The 21,891-nt window shown below is 67.0% G+C and carries 17 protein-coding genes; 13 read left to right on the plus strand and 4 right to left on the minus strand.

Translation table 11 applies throughout. From position 1 onward, the window contains the following. Positions 1-15 precede the first annotated feature (15 nt). The 4 genes from ACN6O8_RS01165 to ACN6O8_RS01180 all read right to left on the minus strand — a co-directional run bounded on the left by ACN6O8_RS01165 (position 16) and on the right by ACN6O8_RS01180 (position 5,150). A complete protein-coding gene (locus ACN6O8_RS01165; RefSeq protein ID WP_427989255.1) occupies positions 16-1,245 on the minus strand; it encodes a M20 family metallopeptidase in 1,230 nt (409 codons plus the stop codon). A gap of 3 nt (positions 1,246-1,248) precedes the next feature. Next, on the minus strand, positions 1,249-2,949 hold the full coding sequence (locus tag ACN6O8_RS01170; RefSeq protein ID WP_427989256.1) for a hydantoinase/carbamoylase family amidase: 1,701 nt from the start codon (positions 2,947-2,949) through the stop codon (positions 1,249-1,251). 11 nt (positions 2,950-2,960) lie between these two features. Beyond that, positions 2,961-3,905: an allantoinase PuuE gene (gene puuE / locus ACN6O8_RS01175; protein WP_427989257.1), complete on the minus strand. Its 945-nt coding sequence runs from the start codon at positions 3,903-3,905 to the stop codon at positions 2,961-2,963. A 228-nt stretch (positions 3,906-4,133) separates the two neighbouring features. After that, a complete protein-coding gene (locus ACN6O8_RS01180) occupies positions 4,134-5,150 on the minus strand; it encodes a 1-aminocyclopropane-1-carboxylate deaminase (RefSeq protein WP_427989258.1) in 1,017 nt (338 codons plus the stop codon). Between the two features lie 192 nt (positions 5,151-5,342). Between ACN6O8_RS01180 and ACN6O8_RS01185 the strand changes: the two genes are divergently transcribed. The 13 genes from ACN6O8_RS01185 (at position 5,343) to ACN6O8_RS01245 (ending at position 21,844) form a co-directional block, all read left to right on the plus strand. Next, positions 5,343-5,813, plus strand: a complete 471-nt coding sequence (locus tag ACN6O8_RS01185) for an Lrp/AsnC family transcriptional regulator (RefSeq protein WP_054486860.1) — start codon at positions 5,343-5,345, stop codon at positions 5,811-5,813. A 329-nt stretch (positions 5,814-6,142) separates the two neighbouring features. Next, positions 6,143-9,010 carry a 2-oxoglutarate dehydrogenase E1 component gene (locus tag ACN6O8_RS01190; protein WP_427989259.1) on the plus strand — a complete coding sequence of 956 codons (2,868 nt, stop codon included), beginning with the start codon at positions 6,143-6,145 and terminating at the stop codon, positions 9,008-9,010. 102 nt (positions 9,011-9,112) lie between these two features. Next, positions 9,113-10,330 carry a 2-oxoglutarate dehydrogenase complex dihydrolipoyllysine-residue succinyltransferase gene (gene odhB / locus ACN6O8_RS01195; protein ID WP_427989260.1) on the plus strand — a complete coding sequence of 406 codons (1,218 nt, stop codon included), beginning with the start codon at positions 9,113-9,115 and terminating at the stop codon, positions 10,328-10,330. A 120-nt stretch (positions 10,331-10,450) separates the two neighbouring features. Beyond that, positions 10,451-11,878: a dihydrolipoyl dehydrogenase gene (lpdA, locus tag ACN6O8_RS01200; protein ID WP_427989261.1), complete on the plus strand. Its 1,428-nt coding sequence runs from the start codon at positions 10,451-10,453 to the stop codon at positions 11,876-11,878. A 74-nt stretch (positions 11,879-11,952) separates the two neighbouring features. After that, positions 11,953-13,044: a cell division protein ZapE gene (gene zapE, locus ACN6O8_RS01205; protein WP_427989262.1), complete on the plus strand. Its 1,092-nt coding sequence runs from the start codon at positions 11,953-11,955 to the stop codon at positions 13,042-13,044. Between the two features lie 120 nt (positions 13,045-13,164). Next, the gene (locus ACN6O8_RS01210; RefSeq protein ID WP_427989263.1) at positions 13,165-13,698 is read left to right on the plus strand and encodes a sigma-70 family RNA polymerase sigma factor; all 534 of its coding nucleotides are present in this window, start codon (positions 13,165-13,167) and stop codon (positions 13,696-13,698) included. Beyond that, entirely contained in the window at positions 13,691-14,647 is a 957-nt protein-coding gene (locus tag ACN6O8_RS01215) for a FecR domain-containing protein (RefSeq protein WP_427989264.1), read from the plus strand. The genes ACN6O8_RS01210 and ACN6O8_RS01215 overlap by 8 nt, the downstream gene beginning before the upstream one ends. Positions 14,648-14,735: 88 nt before the next feature. Next, entirely contained in the window at positions 14,736-17,246 is a 2,511-nt protein-coding gene (locus ACN6O8_RS01220) for a TonB-dependent siderophore receptor (RefSeq protein WP_427989265.1), read from the plus strand. 156 nt (positions 17,247-17,402) lie between these two features. Next, positions 17,403-18,035, plus strand: coding sequence for a DUF4198 domain-containing protein (locus tag ACN6O8_RS01225; RefSeq protein WP_427989266.1), 633 nt, complete (start codon positions 17,403-17,405; stop codon positions 18,033-18,035). A 23-nt stretch (positions 18,036-18,058) separates the two neighbouring features. Continuing rightward, positions 18,059-18,340, plus strand: a complete 282-nt coding sequence (locus tag ACN6O8_RS01230; protein WP_427989267.1) for a DUF3649 domain-containing protein — start codon at positions 18,059-18,061, stop codon at positions 18,338-18,340. Next, complete coding sequence (locus ACN6O8_RS01235; protein WP_427989268.1) at positions 18,337-20,043, plus strand: PepSY domain-containing protein; 1,707 nt, start codon at positions 18,337-18,339, stop codon at positions 20,041-20,043. The genes ACN6O8_RS01230 and ACN6O8_RS01235 overlap by 4 nt, the downstream gene beginning before the upstream one ends. Before the next feature lie 6 nt (positions 20,044-20,049). Next, a complete protein-coding gene (locus ACN6O8_RS01240) occupies positions 20,050-20,373 on the plus strand; it encodes a DUF3325 domain-containing protein (protein ID WP_427989269.1) in 324 nt (107 codons plus the stop codon). A 118-nt stretch (positions 20,374-20,491) separates the two neighbouring features. Beyond that, the gene (locus tag ACN6O8_RS01245) at positions 20,492-21,844 is read left to right on the plus strand and encodes a tryptophan--tRNA ligase (protein ID WP_427989270.1); all 1,353 of its coding nucleotides are present in this window, start codon (positions 20,492-20,494) and stop codon (positions 21,842-21,844) included. Positions 21,845-21,891 lie beyond the last annotated feature (47 nt).

The raw sequence follows: 21,891 nt of genomic DNA on the forward strand, positions 1-21,891 counted from the left end.
GCGCCATGCCCTTTTTCATGCCGCTTGCAGCAGGTCGGCCAGGGTGCGGGCGATGACCTTGGTGGCGCGCCGCAGGTCTTCCAGCACGACGCGCTCGTCGTTGCGCTTGGCGTGGGATTCCAGCACGGTGCGCGGGCCGGCGCCATAGATCACGCCGGGGATGCCGGCCTCGGCATACAGGCGCACGTCGGTATAGAGTGGCGTGCCCATGGCGGGGATGGGTTCGCCGAACAGTGCCTGGCCGTGCTTGCGGATGGCGTCGACCAGCGGCTGGTTGCCGGGCAGCGGGCGCATGGCGTTGGCCAGCAGCAGGCGCTTGATCTCCACGCGGATGCCGGGCGAGGCGGCGGCGTCTTCGATGATGCGGCGGATGTCGGCCTCGACCTCGGCCGCGTTCTCTTCCGGGATCATGCGGCGGTCGAGCTTGAACACCACCTTGCCCGGCACCACATTGGTGTTGGTGCCACCCTCGATGCGGCCGATGTTCAGGTAGGGGTGGCTGATGCCCTCGACCCGAGAGGTGATCTCGCGATAGCGCGCGTTCTGCGCATACAGCGCGTTCATGATGGCGACCGCGCCCTGCAGCGCGTCCACGCCGGTGTCCGGAATGGCGGCGTGCGCCATCTTGCCGTGCACCGTGACCTCCAACTGCAGGCAGCCGTTGTGCGCCGTCACGACTTCATAGCTGAAGCCCGCGGCGATCAGCAGGTCGGGTCTGGTCAGTCCCTGGCGCAGCAGCCAGCCGGGGCCGAGCAGGCCGCCGAATTCCTCGTCGTAAGTGAAGTGCAGCTCAACCGCGCCCTGGCCCGGCCGGGCCTCCGCCTCCAAGGCGCGCAGCGCGAAGGTGAAGCTGGCGAAGTCGCTCTTGCTGACGGCGGCGGCGCGGCCGTAGAGGCAGCCGTCCACGATCTCGGCGCCGTAGGGATCGTGTTCCCAGCCATCGCCCGGCGGCACCACGTCGCCGTGGGCATTGAGCGCGATGCGCCGGCCGCCGGCGCCGTACTCGCGGCGCACGATCAAATTGGTGATGGATTCCATGCCGTAGGCGCGCACTTCGTCGGCGGGCACGGGGTGGGACTCGGCCGTCAGGCCGAAGCCCCGCAGCAGTTCGGCGGTGCGCACCGCATGCGGGGCGTTGTTGCCCGGCGGCGTGTCGGTGGGCACGCGCACCAGTTCCTGCAGGAAGCGCACCTCTTCATCGAAATGGGCATCCACCCAGGCGTCGAGTCGGGTGTAGTCGGTCATGGTTCAGCTCGTTGCTTCGTTGGCGAGATCGTCGAGCAGCCGCTGCATCGCCAGTGCGGCCAGCTGCATGTCGTGGTTGGTGGTGGATTCGAGCGGGTTGTGGCTGATGCCGGCGTTCTGCCCGCGCACGAACAGCATGGCCTGGGGCATGATTTCGTGCAGCTTCATGGCGTCGTGGCCGGCGCCGCTGGGCATGCGGTGGACCGGCACGCCCAACGCCTGCACCGCGCGTTCCCAGCGTTGCTGCCAGGCCGGCGCGCTGGGCGCGGCGGCGGCGCGCATGGTTTCCTCGAGCGTGTAGCGCAAGCCGCGGCGCCGGCAGATCGCTTCCAGCTCGGCCAGCACGTCGGCGGCCAGCGCATCGCGCTGCGCGTCACTGGGCGCGCGCAGGTCGAGACTGAGGCGGCACTCGCCAGGCACCACGTTGATCGAACCGTTGGGGACTTCCAGCATGCCGACGGTGCCGACCGAGTCGCCGTCGCGCGCGGCGCGGCCTTCGACGAACACGATCAGTTCGGCCGCGGCCACGGCGGCATCGCGGCGCCGGTCCATCGGCGTGGTGCCGGCGTGGCAGGCGGTGCCGTGGAGCCGCGCCCGATAGCGCACGCAACCGTTGATGGAGGTGACCACGCCCAGCGGTAGGCCGATTTCGTTGAGCACCGGGCCCTGTTCGATATGTACCTCGACAAAACCCAGGTAGCGGGCCGGGTCGCGCTTGAGCTTGGGGATGTCGTCGATGCACAGCCCCGCGTGCGCCATGGCTTCCCGCATGCTGATGCCGTCGGCGTCCTTCTGTTCCAGCCAGCGCGGCTGGAAGTCGCCGATCAGCGCGCCGGAACCGAGGAAGGTGGCCGGATAGCGTTGGCCTTCTTCTTCGGAGAAACCGATCACTTCGATCGCGTAGGGCAGCCGCCGGCCCTGGCGCTGCAGCGCGCGCACGCAGGCCATCGGCACGAAGATGCCGAGGCGGCCATCATATTTGCCGGCATTGCGCACCGTATCGTAGTGGCTGCCGCTCATCAGGATGGGCGCGTCGGCGCGGGCCGCGTGGTAGCGGCCGACCACGTTGCCGACCGCGTCGATGCCGACTTCGTCGAAGCCGCAATCGCGCATCCAGTGCGAGATGCGCTGGGCGCAGGCACGGTGCGCGTCGGTCAGGTAGGTGACGGTGAGCTGGCCGTTCTCGGCATAGCCGGGGTCGCTGTGCGCGCTGAGTTTTTCCTGCCAGTCCCAGATGTCATTGCCCAGGTCAGGCTCGACGCCGAAGCGCTCGTGCAGCCGCACTTCGGCGTCGCGGTGCAACTGGCGCAGGGCCTCGCGGCGCTCGTCGTCCGGCGGGTTGTGACGGCGGCGTTCGAGGGCCTGGATCACCTGCCCGCCTTGCAGGCCGGTGCCGCGCGGGCCGTAGTGCGACAGGATGAAGGGAAAGCCGAAGCGCGCGGCATAGTCGGCGGCCAGCGCGCCGGCTTCCGTCTGTGCGTCGAGCAGGTCGGTGGATTGGGCGCGCAGCAACGCCAATTGCGTGGCGGCATCGGCGTCGTCCACCGCGCGCTGCAAGGCCAGTTGCAGTTGGGCCACGCTGTGCATCGGCCGCGCCCGCACGGCCTGTTGCGCGGCCCAGGGCGCGCGCGGATACAGATCGGCCAGCATGGCGGCCGCGGCTTGCGGCGCGGCGTCGTTGAATTGGGCGAGGGTATGGGCCATGGTTGCGCCGTTCAGGGAGCGGGTTGATAGGGATGGCGCGCCTGCCAGTGCCGGGCGATGTCCAGCCGGCGGCAGACCCAGACGCGGTCGTGGCGCGCGATGTGATCCAGGAAGCGTTGCAGCGCGACGATGCGGCCCGGCCGGCCCAGCAGGCGGCAATGCATGCCGATGCTGAGCATCTTGGGCGCCTCGTCGCCTTCGGCGTAGAGCGCGTCGAAACTGTCCTTCAGATACTGGAAGAACGGATCGGCGTGCGAATAACCCTGCGGCAGGGCGAAGCGCATGTCGTTGCAGTCCAGGGTGTAGGGCACGATCAGGTGCGGCGTCACGCTGCCGTCGCTTTTTTGCACCCGCATCCAGAAGGGCAGATCGTCGCCGTAGTAGTCGCTGTCGTATTCGAAGCCGCCGTAGTCCGCCACCAGGCGGCGGGTGCGCGGGCTGTCGCGGCCGGTGTACCAGCCCAGCGGGCGGGCGCCGGTCAGTTGCGTGATGGCCTCCATGCCCAGGCGCATGTGCTCGCGTTCGGTGGCTTCGTCCGCGTTCTGATAATGCACCCAGCGCCAGCCGTGGCAGGCGATCTCGTGATCCAGTTCGACCAGCGCCGCGGCCAGTTCCGGGTGGCGTTGCAGCGCCATGCCGACGGCGAACACCGTCAACGGCAGGCCGCGCTTTTCGAATTCGCGCAGGATGCGCCAGACGCCCACGCGCGAGCCGTATTCGTAGATGCCTTCCATGCTCAGGTGGCGCTCGGGATAGCTGGCCGGATTGAACATTTCCGACAGGAACTGTTCGGAACCGGCGTCGCCATGCAGCACGCAGTTTTCGCCGCCTTCCTCATAATTGAGCACGAACTGCACCGCGATGCGGGCGCCGCCGGGCCATTGCGCATGCGGCGGGTTGCGGCCATAGCCGATCAGGTCGCGCGGGTACGGGCGGGTGGTGTCGTAGGTGCTCATGGCTGGACGGGCGTGGACATCGTGCATGACACGATAAGGTAAACCGTCCTTTCTGTATACAATTTATGTACATCATTAGTAATGACCCTGATACGCCCGGCCCGGCCGGCGCTAGAGAAAAAGGCCCTGCCGGCAGCGGGTGTGCCGGCAGGGCCTTCGAGGTGCCCGGCGCGCCGGACGGCTCAGCGCAGGTCGCCGCAGGGCCAGCCGCTGGCGCCGTAGCCGCCGTCAGCCGTTGCGGTAGAGAAAGCTGTAGGCGTTGATCGCCGGCACCCCCCCGAGATGCGCGTACAGCACCCGGGAGCCCGCGGGGATCTCCCCGCGTCGCACGATGTCCATCATGCCCTGCATCGATTTTCCTTCGTAGACCGGGTCGGTCATCATTCCTTCGAGCCGCGCGCACAGGCGGATGGCCTCGTTGGTCTCGGCCGAGGGCAGGCCATAGGCCGGATAGGCGTAGCGCGTGTCCAGCACCACGTCGCTGTCGCTGATGGGGCGCTGCAAACCCACCATGTCGGCGGTGCGGCGCGCGATGCGCAGGATCTGCGCGCGGGTCTGGTCGGGCGTGGCCGAGGCGTCGATGCCGATCACGCGGTCGGCGCGGCTGTCGGCGGCAAAGCCCACCACCATGCCGGCCTGCGTGCTGCCGGTGACGGCGCAGACCACGATGTAGTCGAACCTGAAGCCCAGGTCGGCCTCCTGGCGCCGCACTTCCTCGGCGAAGCCTACATAGCCCAGCCCGCCCAGCTCATGGTCGGAAGCGCCGGCCGGAATCGCATAGGGCTTGCCGCCGCGCTTGCGCACGTCTTCCAGCGCCTCTTCCCAACTGCGGCGAAAACCGATGTCGAAGCCTTGATCCACCAGGCGCACGTCGGCGCCCATCAACCGGCTCATCATGATGTTGCCGACCCGGTCGTACACGGCGTCCGAGTAGTCCACCCAATTCTCCTGCACCAACACGCAGGCCAGGCCAAGCTTGGCAGCCACGGCCGCCACCATGCGGGTGTGGTTGGACTGGATGCCGCCGATGGTGACCAGCGTGTCGCAACCCTGTTCCAGCGCCTGCGGAATCAGGTATTCCAGTTTGCGCAGCTTGTTGCCGCCAAAAGCCAGGCCGCTGTTGCAGTCCTCGCGCTTGGCGTAGATCTCGACCTTGCCGCCCAAGTGGGCGGAGAGGCGTTCGAGCTTCTCGATGGGCGTGTCGCCGAAGGTCAGGCGATGGCGGGGAAAGCGTTGCAGATCCATGCGGGCTCCTGAGGGGAAAGGTCCGGGCGGATGGCGCCGCGGATGGAAAAATCATAGGAACCCGCTGGATTTTTGGTCAATTGCGTATTTGTTCGGTTTTTTCCATTTTAATTCATATGAAATTTTATTTTTAGAATTAATATTGATAATTAAAAAACAAAAACCAAATTATATTTTATAGGGACGCATTGAATGGCCGCCATCGCCGGGCTGGATCGCATCGACCGCCAGATCCTGCGCCTGTTGCAGCAGGACGCCCAGATCACCAACCTGGATCTGAGCGCGCGCGTCCATCTCAGTCCTGCCGCCTGCCTGCGGCGGGTGGAAAAACTCAAGGCCGAGGGCATCATCAAAAAGACGGTGGCGCTGCTCGAACCGGCCGAGGTCGAGATGGCCACGCTGGTGATCGTCGGCGTGGTGCTGGATCGCTCCACGCCGGAGTCCTTCACCGACTTCGAAGCGGCCGCGCGCGGCATCAGCGGTTGCCTCGAATGCCATCTGGTGGCGGGCGAGTTCGACTACTTCCTGATGCTGCGCATCCGCGACCTGGAACGCTTCAACAAATTGCACGCGGGCGAGATCATCAAGCTGCCCGGGGTGCGCCAGATCCGCACTTTTTTCGTGTTGAAAGAGATCCTGTCGACCACCGAACTGCCGCTGTGACGAGGCAATTGCGCAACAACCGGTGCGCGGGGCAAAAAAAATGCCGCATTGCGGCATTTTTCGTTGGCGGAACTTGCGGGCGTGTAGACGGCGTAATTGCAGGGGTTGCGCGGACATTCCAACACCGCATGAAGCCATTCCGCTTGCGCTTTTGCGTCACGCAATCGCAAGAAGACGCCCGTAAACTCAAAGGGTTATACTTTCATCCATACGGCTTTCAAGGCTTGTACGCGCCTTCTGCCCCTGCTATCCGCTAAACGGGAAGCCCGTGTCGCGGAAGGTTTTCCTGCATCGTAATCGAGTGAAGCACTCGTAAAGGTGAAGCGATTATGTCTTCGGAAATAGAATCCCTATCCACGTCTTACCTGTTTGGGGGCAACGCGCCCTACGTCGAGGAGCTTTACGAAGCCTATCTCGACAACCCCGGTTCGGTACCTGACAACTGGCGCGAATACTTCGACCAGTTGCAGCATGCGCCCGCCACCGACGGCCAGGAATCCACCCGCGACCAGGCTCACGCGCCCATCGTCGAATCGTTCGCCCAGCGCGCCAAGGCCAATGCCTTCGTGCAACGCGCCGCCGAGCCCGACCTGAGCGTCGCCTCCAAGCAAGTCTCGGTGCAATCGCTGATCGCCGCCTACCGCTCGCTCGGCTCGCGCTGGGCCGACCTCGATCCGCTCAAGCGCCAGGAACGTCCGCCGATCCCCGAACTCGATCCGGCCTTCTACGGCCTGACCGAAGCCGATCTGGACCAGACCTACTCGGCCACCAACACCTACTTCACGACCGCCAGCACCATGACGCTGCGCGACATCCTGAAGGCGCTGCGCGACACCTACTGCCGCAGCATCGGTGCCGAATTCACGCACATCTCCGATCCCGCCGCCAAGCGCTGGATCCAGGAACGCCTGGAAACCACGCTGGGCGCGCCCGTCTATTCGGTCGAAGAAAAGCGCCACATCCTGCAGCAACTGACCGAGTCCGAAGGCCTCGAACGCTTCCTGCACACCAAGTACGTCGGCCAGAAGCGCTTCTCGCTGGAAGGCGGCGAAAGCTTCATCGCCTCGATGGACGAAGTGGTGAACCACGCCGGTGAAAACGGCGTCCAGGAAATCGTGGTCGGCATGGCCCACCGCGGCCGCCTGAACCTGCTCGTGAACATCATGGGCAAGATGCCCGGCGACCTGTTCGCCGAGTTCGAAGGCAAGCACGCCGAAGGCCTGACCGACGGCGACGTGAAGTACCACAACGGCTTCTCGAGCGACCTGTCGACCCGTGGCGGTCCGGTGCACCTGTCGCTGGCGTTCAACCCGTCCCACCTGGAAATCGTCAACCCCGTGGTCGAAGGCAGCGCGCGCGCCCGCCAGGAACGCCGCGGCGACACCGAAGGCAAGCAAGTGCTGCCGGTGCTGGTGCACGGTGACGCGGCCTTCGCCGGCCAGGGCGTGGTGATGGAAACCCTGAACCTGGCCCAGACCCGCGGCTACGGCACGGGCGGCACGCTGCACATCGTCATCAACAACCAGATCGGCTTCACCACGTCCGACCCGCGCGACTCGCGTTCGACGCTGTATTGCACCGACGTGGTCAAGATGATCGAAGCCCCGGTCTTCCACGTCAACGGCGACGATCCCGAAGCCGTGGTGTTCGTGACCAAGCTGGCCCTGGACTACCGCCTGCAGTTCCGCCACGACGTCGTCGTGGACATCGTCTGCTTCCGCAAGCTGGGCCACAACGAGCAGGACACCCCGTCGCTGACGCAGCCCCTGATGTACAAGCGCATCGGCCACCACCCCGGCACGCGCAAGCTGTACGCCGACAAGCTGACCACGCAGGGCGTGCTGGCCGAAGGCGAAGCCGACCAACTGGTCAAGGACTACCGCCAGCTCATGGAAGACGGCCAGCGCACCATCGAACCGGTGCTGACCGACTACAAGAGCAAGTACGCCATCGACTGGTCGCCGTTCCTGGGCGCCAAGTGGACCGACCAGGCCGACACCGCCGTGCCGCTGGCCGAGCTCAAGCGCATCGGCGAGCGCATCACCACGGTGCCGGAAGGCTTCACGGTGCACCCGCTGGTCGCCAAGCTGCTGAACGACCGCCGCGCCATGGCCAAGGGTGAGATGAACCTGGACTGGGGCATGGGCGAACACCTCGCCTTCGCCACCCTGGTGTCGTCGGGCTATGCCATTCGCATCACCGGCCAGGACTCGGGCCGTGGCACGTTCACGCACCGCCACGCCGTGCTGCACGACCAGAACCGCGAACGCTGGAATGACGGCACCTACATTCCGCTGCAGAACGTCTCGGAAGGCCAGGCCCCGTTCACCGTGATCGACTCGGTGCTGTCCGAAGAGGCCGTGCTGGGCTTCGAATACGGCTATTCCAGCGCCGAACCCAACACGCTGACCATCTGGGAAGGCCAGTTCGGTGACTTCGTCAACGGCGCGCAAGTCGTGATCGACCAGTTCATCAGCTCCGGCGAAGCCAAGTGGGGCCGCCAGTCGGGCCTGACCCTGATGCTGCCGCACGGCTACGAAGGCCAGGGTCCCGAGCACTCGTCGGGCCGCATCGAGCGCTTCCTGCAACTGTGCGCCGACAACAACATGCAAGTGATCCAGCCGACCTCGGCCGCGCAGATCTTCCATGTGCTGCGCCGCCAGATGATCCGCCCGTTCCGCAAGCCGCTGGTGCTGTTCACGCCCAAGTCGCTGCTGCGCAACAAGGACGCCGGCTCGCCCCTGACCGAACTGGCCGGTGGCAGCTTCCGCCCGGTGATCGGCGAGGTCGACGAGGCCATCGACGCCGCCAAGGTCAAGCGCGTGCTGGCTTGCTCGGGCAAGGTCTACTACGATCTGGTCAATGCCCGCCGTGAACGTGGCGCCGACAACGTCGCCATCATCCGTGTCGAGCAGCTGTACCCGTTCGCGCACAAGGCCTTCGAGGCCGAACTGCGCAAGTACCCGAAGGCAACCGAAGTGATCTGGGTCCAGGACGAGCCGCAGAACCAGGGCCCGTGGTTCTACGTTCAGCATCACGTGTACGAGAACATGGTCGAAGGCCAGAAGCTGGGCTATGCCGGCCGCGCCGCGTCGGCATCGCCGGCCGTGGGCTACCTGGCCAAGCACCAGGAGCAGCAAAAGGCGCTCATCGAAGCGGCTTTCGCGCCCAAGTTCAAGGCCATGCTGACCAAGTAACCAACCCGATGCACGCGCGGCGCGCGGCAAAGTCACGGAACCCTGTTTCGAACTTTGCCCGCGCCGCGCGGTCCAGAACACACCCTTTACGGAATAAACAAAATGGCTATCACTGACGTCGTCGTCCCCCAACTCTCCGAATCCGTTTCCGAAGCGACCCTGCTGACCTGGAAGAAGCAGCCCGGCGCTGCCGTCGAAGCGGACGAAATCCTGATCGAAGTCGAAACCGACAAGGTCGTGCTGGAAGTGCCCGCGCCCGCTTCGGGCGTGCTGGCTGAAATCGTCAAGGGCGATGGCAGCACCGTGACCTCGGGCGAAGTCCTGGCCCGTATCGACACCGCCGGCAAGGCCGCCGCCACCGCGGCCACCGCCCCCGCCGCCGAAGCGCCCAAGGCCGCCGCCCAAGCCGCCGCCGCTCCGGCCGCGCCCGCTTCGACCGCCGCCGCCGGCGTGGCTTCGCCCGCCGCCGCCAAGATCCTCGCCGAAAAGGGCGTGGACGCCGCCAGCGTCGCCGGCACCGGCCGTGACGGCCGTGTCACCAAGGGCGACGCCCTGAACGCCAGCGCCCCCGCTGCCAAGGCCGCCGCCGCCCCGGCCCCGACCACGCTGTCGCTGGACGGCCGTCCCGAACAGCGCGTGCCGATGAGCCGCCTGCGCGCCCGTATCGCCGAGCGCCTGCTGCAGTCGCAACAGGAAAACGCGATCCTGACCACGTTCAACGAAGTGAACATGCAAGCGGTCATCGATCTGCGCAACAAGTACAAGGACAAGTTCGAGAAGGAACACGGCATCAAGCTGGGCTTCATGTCGTTCTTCGTCAAGGCCGCCGTGGCCGCGCTGAAGAAGTTCCCGCTGATCAACGCCTCGATCGACGGCAAGGACATCATCTACCACGGCTACTTCGACATCGGTATCGCTGTCGGCAGCCCGCGTGGCCTGGTGGTGCCGATCCTGCGCAACGCCGACCAGCTGTCGATCGCCGACATCGAGAAGACCATTGCCGACTTCGGCCGCCGCGCCGCTGACGGCAAGCTGGGCATCGAAGAGATGACCGGCGGCACGTTCTCGATCTCCAACGGCGGCGTGTTCGGCTCGATGCTGTCGACCCCGATCATCAACCCGCCGCAATCGGCCATCCTGGGCGTGCACGCCACGAAGGATCGCGCCGTCGTCGAAAACGGCCAGATCGTCATCCGCCCGATGAACTACCTGGCCCTGTCCTACGACCACCGCATCATCGACGGCCGCGAAGCCGTGCTGGGCCTGGTCGCCATGAAGGACGCCCTGGAAGATCCGCAGCGTCTGTTGCTGGACCTGTAATCTCGGCGCCCTGAGCCCGGCGCCGCCGCGGCCTTCGGGCCGGCGGCGCCCGGCCGGTCCCACGGGCCGGCACGCGCGGGCCGGGGCGAGTTTCACTCCCTCCTCATTCGCGAGAACACTATGTCCAAACAATTCGACGTCGTCGTCATCGGCGCGGGCCCTGGCGGCTACATCGCCGCCATCCGCGCCGCGCAGCTCGGCATGTCGGTGGCCTGCATCGACGCCTGGCAGAACGGCCAGGGCGGCCCGGCCCCCGGCGGTACTTGCACCAACGTCGGTTGCATCCCCTCCAAGGCGCTGCTGCAATCGTCCGAACATTTTGAGCAAGCCAACCACCACTTCGCCGAGCACGGCATCGAAGTCAAGGGCGTGAGCCTGAAGCTCGACACGCTGATCGGCCGCAAGAACACGGTGGTCAAGCAGAACAACGACGGCATCCTGTACCTGTTCAAGAAGAACAAGGTCACCTTCTTCCATGGCAAGGGCGCCTTCGCCGGCCAGGTCGAGGGCGGCTGGGCCATCAAGGTCACCGGCACCGCCGAGGAAGACCTGGTTGCCAAGCACGTGGTGGTCGCCACCGGTTCGTCGGCGCGCGAGCTGCCCGGCCTGCCGTTCGATGAAAAGGTCGTGCTGTCCAACGACGGCGCGCTCAACATCGGCGCCGTGCCGAAGACGCTGGGCGTGATCGGCGCCGGCGTGATCGGCCTGGAAATGGGCAGCGTGTGGCGCCGCCTGGGGGCGGAGGTCACCATCCTGGAAGCGATGCCGGAATTCCTGGCCGCTGCCGACCAGCAAGTGGCCAAGGAAGCCCTGAAGGCCTTCACCAAACAAGGCCTGAACATCCAGATGGGCGTCAAGATCGGCGAGATCAAGGCGACCGCCAAGTCGGTGACCGTGCCTTACGTCGATGCCAAGGGCGCCGAGCAGAAGCTGGTGGTGGACAAGCTGATCGTCTCGATCGGCCGCGTGCCCTACACCGGCGGCCTGAACGCCGATGCCGTGGGCCTGAAGCTCGACGAGCGCGGCTTCATCGCCGTGGATGGCGATTGCAAGACCAACCTGCCCAACGTCTGGGCGGTGGGCGACGTGGTGCGCGGCCCGATGCTGGCGCACAAGGCCGAAGAAGAAGGCGTGGCGGTTGCCGAGCGCATCGCCGGCCAGCACGGCCACGTCAACTTCGACACCGTGCCGTGGGTCATCTACACCTCGCCGGAAATCGCCTGGGTCGGCAAGACCGAGCAACAGCTCAAGGCCGAGGGCCGCGAGTACAAGGCCGGCAGCTTCCCGTTCCTGGCCAACGGCCGCGCCCGCGCGCTGGGTGACACCACCGGCTTTGCCAAGGTTATCGCCGACGCCAAGACCGACGAAGTCCTGGGCGTGCACATCGTGGGCCCGATGGCCTCGGAGCTGATCTCGGAAGCCGTGACCATCATGGAATTCCGTGGCGCCGCCGAAGACATCGCCCGCATCTGCCACGCGCACCCGACGCTGTCGGAAGCCGTGAAGGAAGCCGCCCTGGCCGTCGACAAGCGCGCCTTGAACTTCTGATCCGCCACGTTGCGGCTCTGCCAAAGGGGCGGGTTTTCGGACCCGCCCTTTTTTCATCTGTCTGTGTCATCTCCATGAACGTCCGCGAATACTACGAACACGCCCTGGCCGAACGCGGCTACAAGCCCGACCAAGCCCAGAAGAAGGCGATCGACCGGCTGCAGCGCTATTACGACGAGTGGGTCAAGTTCAAGGCGATGCGCTCGAACGCGCTCAAGAAGCTGCTGAACCGGCCCGGTGTGCCGCGTGGCGTGTACCTGTGGGGCGGGGTGGGGCGCGGCAAGAGCTTCCTGATGGACGCCTTCTACGCCACCGTGCCGGTGGTGCGCAAGACGCGCCTGCACTTCCATGAGTTCATGCGCGGCGTGCACCGCGAGCTCGAAGAAGTGAAGGGCATGCAGGATCCGCTGGACGAAGTGGCCCGGCGCGTGGCCAAGCGCTACCGCCTGATCTGTTTCGATGAATTCCACGTGTCGGACGTGGCGGACGCGATGATCCTGCACCGCCTGCTGTTCAAACTGTTCGAGTACGGCACCTCGTTCGTGATGACATCGAACTACGAACCGTCGACGCTGTATCCCGATGGCCTGCACCGCGACCGCGTGCTGCCGGCGATCGAACTGATCCAGGCACGCATGGACGTAATGAACGTGGATGCCGGCATCGACTACCGCCGCCGTTCGCTCGAGCAGGTGCAGTGTTACCACACGCCGCTGGACGAGCACGCGCAGCAGGCCCTGCAGCACGCGTTCGAGAGCCTGGCCGATACGCCGCCGCAGGAACCGCTGTTGCACATCGAGCACCGCGAGATCCGCGCGCAGGCGCTGGCAGGGTCGGTGGTGTGGTTCGACTTCGCCACGCTTTGCGGCGGCCCGCGCTCCCAGAACGACTACCTGGAACTGGCCAACCGGTTCCATGCGGTGATCCTGTCCGGCGTGCCGCGCATGGGGCCGCGCCAGGCGTCCGAGGCGCGCCGCTTCACTTGGCTGATCGACGTGTTCTACGACCACCGCGTCAAGCTGATCATGTCGGCCGAATGCGAGCCGGAAGAAATCTATACCGAAGGCGCGCTGGCCAACGAGTTCCACCGCACGGTGTCGCGCATCCTCGAAATGCAGTCGCGCGAATATCTGGAATCCGAGCGCCGCCTGACCGCGACGTTGTAGTTATGCCGCAAGCGTGCGCCCGTGGGGCGGGCGCGGCGCCAACTGCGCCAAATGCATTGGTAATGCAAGTCATTATCAATTAAGATTCGAAGACCTCAGGTTCCGCGCCGCAGTCTTCCCGTGTCTTCCCCTTTGCTTTCGTCCCCGGCCTCATGCGCCGATGCTTGCGCCACGCAGGTCGACGGCCTGTACCGGGACCATCGGCCATGGCTGTTCGGGTGGCTGCGCCGCAAGCTGGGCTGTGCGCATCGCGCCGAGGATCTGGCGCAAGACGTCTTCGTGCGCGTCCTGCAGGGCCGCAAGACGGTGCGCGCCGGCGAGGCGAGGGCGCTGTTGACCACCATCGCCAAGGGCCTGGTGATCGATCATCAGCGCCACGCGGCGCTCGAACATGCCTACCTGGCCTATCTGGCCGCTTTGCCCGAGGCCCACGCGCCGTCGCCAGAGACGCAGGTCCAGCAGATGCAGGCCCTGATGCAGCTCGACCGCCTGCTCGACAGCCTGCCATCCAGGGCGCGCGCGGCCTTCCTGCTGTCGCAACTGGACGGCCTGACCTATCCCGAGATCGCGCAGCGGCTGGGCGTTTCGCTCAGTTCCGTGCAGCAATACATGGTGCGCGCGATGTCGGCCTGTTATGCCGCGCTTCATGACTAGCGCCGCCGCCCCTGCCGATGCAGTGGTGCGCCAGGCGATCGCGTGGTGGGTGCGCCTGCAGTCGGGGCTGGCCGATGGCGGTGAGCGCGAGGCCTGCCACGCCTGGCTGGCGCAGGATCCGGCGCACCGCGAGGCCTGGGCGCGGCTGGAGTCGATCGGCCGCGATGCGCGCCGCGTGCCGGCGGCGCTGGCGCATGCGGCGCTCGAAAGCCCTGCCATGCCGGGCCGCCGCGCGGTTCTGCGCAATGTGCTGACGCTGGCCGGCGTGGGCGTGGCGGGCTGGGCTGGCTACCGTCATGCGCCGTGGCAGCGCCTGGCCGCCGATCTCAGCACCGGCATCGGCGAACGCCGCGCGGTGGCGGTGGCCGACGGCCTGCGCATCACCCTGAACAGTGACAGCGCGCTGCGGTTGCGCCTGCAGGGCAGCGCGCGCGGCATCCATCTGCTGCGCGGTGAAATCCTGGTCAGCGCGCAGCCGCGGCCGGGCGCCGCGCCCGTGCGCGTGGACACCGGCCACGGCGTGGTGCTGGCCGGGAGCGCGCGCTTCGACGTGCGCCGCACGCCTCAGGGGGCGCGGCTGGGTGTGTATGAAGGCAGCGTCGCATTGCTGCGCGATGGCCAGGCGACCCAAGCGGCCGGCGCGGGCGAGCGCCTGAGCTACGGCGGCCTGGACGGCGTCGAGCGGCAGGTGGCCGATCCGGATCGGCTGGCCTGGATCGACGGCCTGGTGGTGGCCAAGGACTGGCGCCTGGATCATTTCGCCGATCACCTGGCGCGCCAGCGGGTCGGCGTGATCCGCGTGGATCCGGCCGTGGCCGGCCTGCGGCTGTCGGGCGTTTTTCCGCTGGATGATGCCGAGCGCGCGCTCAAGGCGCTGGAGCCCGCGCTACCCATCACAGTGACGCGTCATACCCGGTACTGGCTGCAGGTCGATCCCCGCATGGGCTGACCGTTACAAATTTTCCGGGCACTGCATTGCAGGTTTTCCTTCCTGGTACGGAAAGGCGGAGATAGAGACCAACGTACAGGGAGTTTTCGTGTCCGCTTCATCTTGCCCGCGCCCGCGCGCCCCCTTGACTGCCGCCCGCCTGGCCGTGCTGGCCGCGATTGGCGCCGGCGCCTGGCTGGCCGCCGTCCCCGCCGCCTGGGCGCAAGCGTCGCCTGGCGCGGCCCAGGCCCCGCGCCGCTATCAGATCGCCCCCGGCCCGCTGGGCGACGCGCTGACCCAGTTCGCGCGTAGCGCGGGCGTGGTGCTGTCGTTCGATCCGGCCCAGGTGCGCGGCCTGCGTTCCTCCGGCCTGGACGGCGCCTACCCCGTGGGTGCCGGCTTTGCCCGCCTCCTGGCGGGCAGCGGCCTGCAGGCGCGGGCGCAGGCCGGCAACACCTGGACGCTGGTGGCGGCGCCGCCCGCGGCCGCCGGCGATGCGCTCACGCTGGCGCCGGTGACGGTGTCGGCCAATTCCCTGAGCGCGCAGGCGCCGACGGTCGGTTACGTGGCCGGCGCCAGCGTCAGCGCCACCAAGACCGACACGCCGCTGATCGAGACGCCGCAATCGGTGTCGGTGGTCACTCGCGAGCAGATCGCCGAGCAGGGCGCGCAGACGCTGAATCAGGTGCTGCGCTACACGCCCGGGGTCGCGACCGAAACGCGCGGCGCCACCGCCACGCGGCTCGATCAGTTCAGCGTGCGCGGCTTTTCCGCATCCACCTACCTGGACGGCCTGCGCGTGTTCGGCGGACGCGACGCCTTGCCGCAGGTCGACGCCTACCGCCTGGAACGCGTGGACGTGCTGAAAGGGCCGGCCTCGGTGATGTACGGGCAGGGCGGCCCCGGCGGGGTGGTCAACCAGATCAGCAAGCGGCCGTTGGAAGAGGCCCTGCGCGAAGTCGAGTTGCAGGTCGGCAACTATGACTACCGGCGCGCCAATTTCGACTTCGGCGGCCCGTTGGACGCGGACGGCAAGTACCTGTACCGGCTGGTCGGCGCGGGCTACATGGCCGATGGCCAGATCGATCACACCAAGGAGCGCCGCTACTTCGTTGCCCCGGCCTTCACCTGGAAACCCAACGGCGATACGTCGCTGACCGTGCTGACGAATTTCCAACGCGACCCCGACATGGGCTCCTATGGCGCGGTGCCGCCGATGCGCTCGCTGCTGTCGGCGCCGGATGGCATCCGCCTGCGCCCGAGCTATTACGACGGCGACGCCAATTTCGAGAAGAGCGACCGCAAGAGCTATTCGCTCGGTTATGTGCTGGAGCACCGCTTCAACGATACCTTCAAGGCCTCGCAAAGCCTGCGCTGGACCCATTCCGACGCCAAGTACCGCAGCATCTACGGCGCGTCCAGCCGCTTCTATGGCTATACCGACAACCGCTACCTGTACCAGCAACGCGCCGCGATCGCGACCGATGTCGAGGTCGGCGCGCTGACCCTCGACAATAATTTGCAGGCGCGTTTCGATACGGGCGCCTTCGGCCACACCGTGTTGCTTGGCCTGGACTATCAGCACGTCAAGACCGACACCCTCTCGGGCTTTGGCAGCGCACCCGCGCTCGACGTGATGCATCCGGACAACCACCAGGACATCCCGGTGCCGGCGTTTTCCACCGATGCCACCACCACGCAGTACCAGACCGGCCTGTACTTCCAGGACCAGATCAAGATCGACCGGCTCTCGGTGCTGCTGGGCGGACGCTACGACTGGTCGCGCAACATCGGCGAAAGCACCGCCATCGCCAACGGCCGCGTCACGCCCTCGGCGTTGCGGGCCCAGGCTTTTAGCGGCCGTTTTGGCGTGATCTACAACTTCGACAATGGCGTGGCGCCGTACTTCAGCTATGCCGAATCGTTCGAGCCGCAGTCGGGCACCGGTTGGAACAACGCGCCCTTCAAGCCGATCGAGGGCAGCCAGTACGAAGTCGGCATCAAGTACCAGCCGCCCGGCAGCGCAACCATGCTGTCGGTGGCGGCCTTCGATATCCGCCGCGAGAACATGCTCACCACCGACCCGGATCCGGCCCACTTGTGCGGCACATCCAACGCGCGATGCCAGATCCAGGCAGGTGAGCTACGCACGCAGGGCATTGAACTGGAGGCCAAGACCGAGCCGCTGCGTGGCCTGACGCTGCTGGCGGGCTATTCGCTGCTGGACAACGCCTATTCCAAGGCCAACCCCGGCACCACGGGCTTGAACCTCAAGGGCAAGGCGCCGGTGGGCGTGCCATCGCAGCAGGCCTCGGCCTGGGCCCGCTACCAGTTGCAGGGTGGGCCGCTGGCCGGCCTGGGCGTGGGAGGGGGGGTGCGCTACCTCGGTTCGTCTTACGGAGATGAAGCCAACACCATGAAGGTGCCGTCGGTGACGCTGTTCGACCTGATGCTGGACTACGACCTGGGCCGCGTGTCGCCGTCGCTCAAGGGCATGCAGGTGGCGTTGAATGTGCAGAACCTGTTCGACAAGGAATACATCGCTTCTTGCTCGGGCGATTCGTGGTGCTGGTATGGCTACCAGCGCTCGATCAAGGCCAGTCTGCGCTATCGCTGGTAGCAGGGGGGGGGGCGGCGGCGTGCCCGCGGCGGGGTCGTGGACATGCTGGCAGGAAAAGTCTTGCATCGTAGTGAGAATGGTTATAATTCAGATCCGACTTACGCCGGGCCTGCCGCGGGGCGGTCCGGTGCGGCGTTCACAACAGGAAAATCGACAATGAAATTCGCAAGGACTTTGGCAGCCGTCGCGCTGCTGGGCTGCGCCGGCGCGGCGCAGGCGCACTTCGTCTGGCTCGAGCGGGCCGGTCACGGACCGGCAAAAGCCTACTTCGGCGAATGGGCGGACGATCTGCGTGAAAAGCGCGACGGCCTGCTGGGCAAGGTGCTGGTGGCGCCGGTCGTGACCGGCGCCGACGGCAAGGCGCTCAAAGCCTCGGCCGAGGGCGCGGATTTCGTCGAGTTCGCCGCCGCCGGCAAGGGCGATGTGCGCCTGTCGCAGCCGATCCAGTTCAAGGAAACGCTGGTGCGTTACAACGCCAAGGCAGGCCGCGAAGATACGCAGGGCAAGCTCGACCTGGAGCTGGTGCCTGCCGCCGCTGGCAGCAACACCTTCGTGCTGCAGTTCCAGGGCAAGCCGCTGGCCAAGACCGAGGTCACCGTGTTCGGCCCGCCCAAGTGGGAAAAGCGGTTGCGCAGCGACGAGAACGGCCGCGTCGAGATCACCACCCCGTGGCCGGGCCAGTACGTGCTGGAAGCCGCCCATGTCGAGGACAAGGCCGGCGAGGCCGACGGCAAGGCCTATAACAAGATCCGCTACGTCTCCACCCTGACCTTCCACGTGACCAAGTGAAAGCTCCCGCAGCCGGCGCAGGCATGATGCGCTACCGTCTGGCCGTGGCCTCGCGGGCCCTGGCCGCCATCCTCGGCGGCTACGGCCTGGCCTCGGCGGCCGCGGCCTGCCTGGCCGTGTGGCTGCCCCTGCAGCGCGCCGACGCCGTCGTCACGGCGCAGTTGTTCGCCTTCGTGGTCTACACCTGTGGCGTCATCTGGGTGTTCGCCACCCGCAACGCCTGGCGCGCCTGGGCCGGCATTCTGCTGCCGGCGGCGCTGTTTGGCGGTCTGTTCCTGGCCGGCCGCATGATGGGGGGCGCATGAAACCCAGTACCGGAAAAGCGCAAGGCGAAGAGGGCCTGCGTCAATCCATGTCGTGGTTGCACACCTGGTCGGGGTTGATCTTCGGCTGGGTGCTGTTCGCGATGTTCCTGACCGGCACGCTGTCGTTCTTCCGTCCCGAGATCACGCGCTGGATGCAGCCCGAGATCCAGGCGCAGGCCGCGCCCACGCTCGAATCCGTGGCCATGGCGCAGCGCTACCTGACCGAGCACGCGGCCGATGCCAAGCGGTGGTTCATCACGCCGCCGACCGGGCGCGAGCCGCTGATCCAGTTGCTATACCAGGTGCCCAAGCCGAAGCCGGGCGAGCGCGGCTTCGTGCGCGCCAAGCTCGACCCCCAGACCGGCCAAGCCGTCGAGGGCCGCGAGACGCGCGGCGGCGACTTCTTCTACCGCTTCCACTTCGAACTCGAGACGGCCTTTCCGTGGGGGCGCTGGCTTGCCAGCATCGCCGGCATGTTCATGCTGGTGGCCATCATCAGCGGCATCATCACGCACAAGAAGATCTTCGCCGACTTCTTCACTTTCCGGCCGAAGAAAGGCGGGCAACGCGCCTGGATGGACGGCCACAACGCCTTGTCGGTGCTGGGGCTGCCGTTTCATCTGATGATCACGTTCAGCGGCCTGGTGCTGTTCGCGAGCATGTTGATGCCGGCAGGCATCCTGGCGGTCTACGAAAACCCGCGCCAGTACTCCGATGACGTGTTCGCGTCCTTCAAGGTCACACCGCCGCGCAACGAGCCTGCGCCGCTGGTGGCGCTGGCGCCGCTGGTGCAGCAGGTCGAGCAGCGGTGGCATGGCCGGGTCGGCCGTGTCACGGTGAACAACCCCGGCGATGCCGGCGCCACCGTCACCCTGACGCGCGATGCGGCTGACGGGGTTTCCTATGGCCGGCTCGCGCCCTATGCGCGGTTCGACGGCGTCACCGGCGCCTTCCAGGAAGGGCAGGACGAGTTGAGCCCCGCCGTGCGCACCGCAGGCGTGATCGTCGGCCTGCACCTGGGTCTGTTCGCCGAGCCGCTGTTGCGCTGGTTCTATTTCCTGGTCAGCCTGGCGGGCACCGGCATGGTCGGTTCCGGCCTGGTGCTGTGGATCGCCAAGCGGCGCCAGAAGGCGCGTCCCGGGGCGCGCGAGGCGTTCTCGCTGCGGCTGGTCGACGGTTTGAACGCCGGCACCATCGCCGGCCTGTTCATCGCGGTGGCCGCGTTCTTCTGGGCCAACCGCTTGGTGCCGGCCGACCTGCCGGGCCGCCAGCTGTGGGAAGTGCGGGCGTTCTTCGCCGCCTGGGGGCTGTCGCTGGTGTACGCGTTCCTGTTCCACAAGCGCAAGTGGGGCGACCTGCTGACGGTCGCCGCCGCGTCGCTGGCGCTGCTGCCCGTGGTCAACGCCTTGACCACTTCGCGCCACCTCGGCGTATCGCTGTCGGCGGGCGATTGGGTCATGGCGGGATTCGATCTGACCTGCCTGGCCGGCGCGCTGCTGCTGGGCTGGATGGCCCGCAAGGCCGTCCGGGCGCGCAAGGCGCCGGCCAAGGGCGGTGCCAGGGCGCCCGCCCGGACGCGGGTCGCAACGCCCGTCGCCGAGACCGCCGCGTCCGCCCCGGCCCAGGCGCGGACCCGTCCCGCCGCCGCGCCTGAGCTGGCACCGTCGCATTCTCCTTCCGAAGCCGCTTATGAACCGAGGTGATACGCCATGACGCTTGCCGCCTTCTGCCTGGCCTACGCGGGGTTCAGCGCCTTGTGCCTGGGCATGGACCGTCACTACGAAGACCTGTTCGACCGCGCGCTGCCACGCCGCCATCGCGTGCCCTTGCGGGCTTTCGGCTGGCTGGCGCTGGCCCTGTCGCTGTGCGCCTCGGCCGCGGTCTGGGGCTGGAGCTACGGCACGGTCGAATGGATCGGCATCCTCAGCATTGCCGGCCTGCTGCTGATCTGGTTCCTGACCTTTCGGCCGCGCGCCGCGCTCTTGGCCGGCGGGCTGTGCGCGGCGGCCGCGCCGCTGCTGGCCGTCCTGTAACCGCGCCCGCTGCCTGGCCGGCCTGGCATGCGCCCGGCGCGGGCCCTCGGCCGCCCGCCAGGCGCCACGCGCGGCACGTTACACTGGGTGTTTCATCAAGCAAACGGCTTCATCGTCCATGAATACCCGCGTCCTCACTGGCATTACCACCTCCGGAACCCCTCACCTAGGCAACTACGCCGGCGCGATCCGCCCGGCGGTTCAGGCCAGCACACAACCGGGTGTCGACGCGTTTTTCTTCCTGGCCGATTACCACGCGCTGATCAAGTGTGACGACCCGGCCCGCGTGGCCCGTTCGCGGCTGGAAATCGCCGCCACCTGGCTCGCGGTGGGGCTCGATCCCGAACGCGTGACCTTCTACCGCCAGTCGGACATCCCCGAGATCCCCGAACTGAGCTGGCTGCTGACCTGCGTCACCGCCAAGGGCCTGATGAACCGCGCGCATGCCTACAAGGCCTCGGTCGACCAGAACACGGCCAAGGGCGTGGACCCCGATGACGGCGTGACCATGGGCCTGTTCTCGTACCCCATCCTGATGGCGGCGGACATCGTCATGTTCAACGCCAACAAGGTGCCGGTGGGCCGCGACCAGATCCAGCACCTGGAAATGGCGCGCGACATCGCCCAGCGCTTCAACCACCTGTACGGCCGCGACTATTTCACGTTGCCCGAAGTCGCCATCGAAGAAGATGTCGCCACCTTGCCAGGCCTGGACGGCCGCAAGATGTCCAAGAGCTACAACAACACCATCCCGCTGTTCGAGGGCGGCGCCAAGGCGCTGCGCGCCTCGATCATGCGCATCGTCACCGACTCGCGTGAACCCGGCGAACCCAAGGATGCCGAGGGGTCGCACCTGTACACCATCTACCGCGCCTTCGCCACGCACGAGCAGGCCGCGGCATTCCGCAAGCAGCTCGAGGAAGGCCTGGGCTGGGGCGAGGCCAAGCAGGCCCTCTACGATCACCTGGAGAACCTGCTGGCGCCCATGCGCGAACGCTACTTCGAGCTGATGGCCAACCCCGGCCGCATCGAGGATGTGCTGCAAGCGGGCGCGGCCAAGGCGCGCGAGCTGGCGGTGCCGATGATGCGCGAGCTGCGCGAGGCCGTGGGCCTGCGCAACCTGAACGCGCAGGCGCCGGGCAAGCAGGCGCCCGTCAAGAAGGAAAAAGGCAAGGGCGCGCGCTTCGTCAGCTTCCGCGATGAAGAGGGTGGCTTCCGCTTCCGCCTGTTGGCCGCCGATGGCGAGGAACTGCTGCTGTCGCAGCGCTTTGCCGATCCGAAGGAAGCCGGTGCGCTGATGCGCCGCCTGCAGTCGGAGGCGCCCGAGGCATTGTTGCAAGTCACCGCCCAGGGCGTGGCGGCGATGCTCGATGGCGTGACCGTGGCGACAGCGCCCACCGGCGCCCAGGGCGACGCGCAGGCGCAACTGGCCAAGGCAAGCGAGGCGCTGGCCTCGATGTCGCAGGAGTGACATGGGGCGGGCGGCGCGCGTTGGAGATGATGCGGCCGTCGCGCGCC

This window comes from Achromobacter sp. (genome assembly GCF_050285565.1).
Lineage (GTDB): Bacteria > Pseudomonadota > Gammaproteobacteria > Burkholderiales > Burkholderiaceae_B > Achromobacter.

Excerpts from the sequence above, each read along its gene's own strand:
- ACN6O8_RS01215 (WP_427989264.1), top strand. The coding sequence starts at position 13,691 with ATGACTAGCGCCGCCGCCCCTGCCGATGCAGTGGTGCGCCAGGCGATC.
- ACN6O8_RS01190 (WP_427989259.1), top strand. The coding sequence starts at position 6,143 with ATGTCTTCGGAAATAGAATCCCTATCCACGTCTTACCTGTTTGGGGGC.
- ACN6O8_RS01230 (WP_427989267.1), top strand. The coding sequence starts at position 18,059 with ATGATGCGCTACCGTCTGGCCGTGGCCTCGCGGGCCCTGGCCGCCATC.
- puuE (WP_427989257.1), bottom strand. The coding sequence starts at position 3,905 with ATGAGCACCTACGACACCACCCGCCCGTACCCGCGCGACCTGATCGGC.
- ACN6O8_RS01185 (WP_054486860.1), top strand. The coding sequence starts at position 5,343 with ATGGCCGCCATCGCCGGGCTGGATCGCATCGACCGCCAGATCCTGCGC.
- ACN6O8_RS01240 (WP_427989269.1), top strand. The coding sequence starts at position 20,050 with ATGACGCTTGCCGCCTTCTGCCTGGCCTACGCGGGGTTCAGCGCCTTG.
- ACN6O8_RS01245 (WP_427989270.1), top strand. The coding sequence starts at position 20,492 with ATGAATACCCGCGTCCTCACTGGCATTACCACCTCCGGAACCCCTCAC.
- lpdA (WP_427989261.1), top strand. The coding sequence starts at position 10,451 with ATGTCCAAACAATTCGACGTCGTCGTCATCGGCGCGGGCCCTGGCGGC.
- ACN6O8_RS01165 (WP_427989255.1), bottom strand. The coding sequence starts at position 1,245 with ATGACCGACTACACCCGACTCGACGCCTGGGTGGATGCCCATTTCGAT.
- ACN6O8_RS01225 (WP_427989266.1), top strand. The coding sequence starts at position 17,403 with ATGAAATTCGCAAGGACTTTGGCAGCCGTCGCGCTGCTGGGCTGCGCC.
- ACN6O8_RS01180 (WP_427989258.1), bottom strand. The coding sequence starts at position 5,150 with ATGGATCTGCAACGCTTTCCCCGCCATCGCCTGACCTTCGGCGACACG.
- zapE (WP_427989262.1), top strand. The coding sequence starts at position 11,953 with ATGAACGTCCGCGAATACTACGAACACGCCCTGGCCGAACGCGGCTAC.
- odhB (WP_427989260.1), top strand. The coding sequence starts at position 9,113 with ATGGCTATCACTGACGTCGTCGTCCCCCAACTCTCCGAATCCGTTTCC.
- ACN6O8_RS01170 (WP_427989256.1), bottom strand. The coding sequence starts at position 2,949 with ATGGCCCATACCCTCGCCCAATTCAACGACGCCGCGCCGCAAGCCGCG.
- ACN6O8_RS01235 (WP_427989268.1), top strand. The coding sequence starts at position 18,337 with ATGAAACCCAGTACCGGAAAAGCGCAAGGCGAAGAGGGCCTGCGTCAA.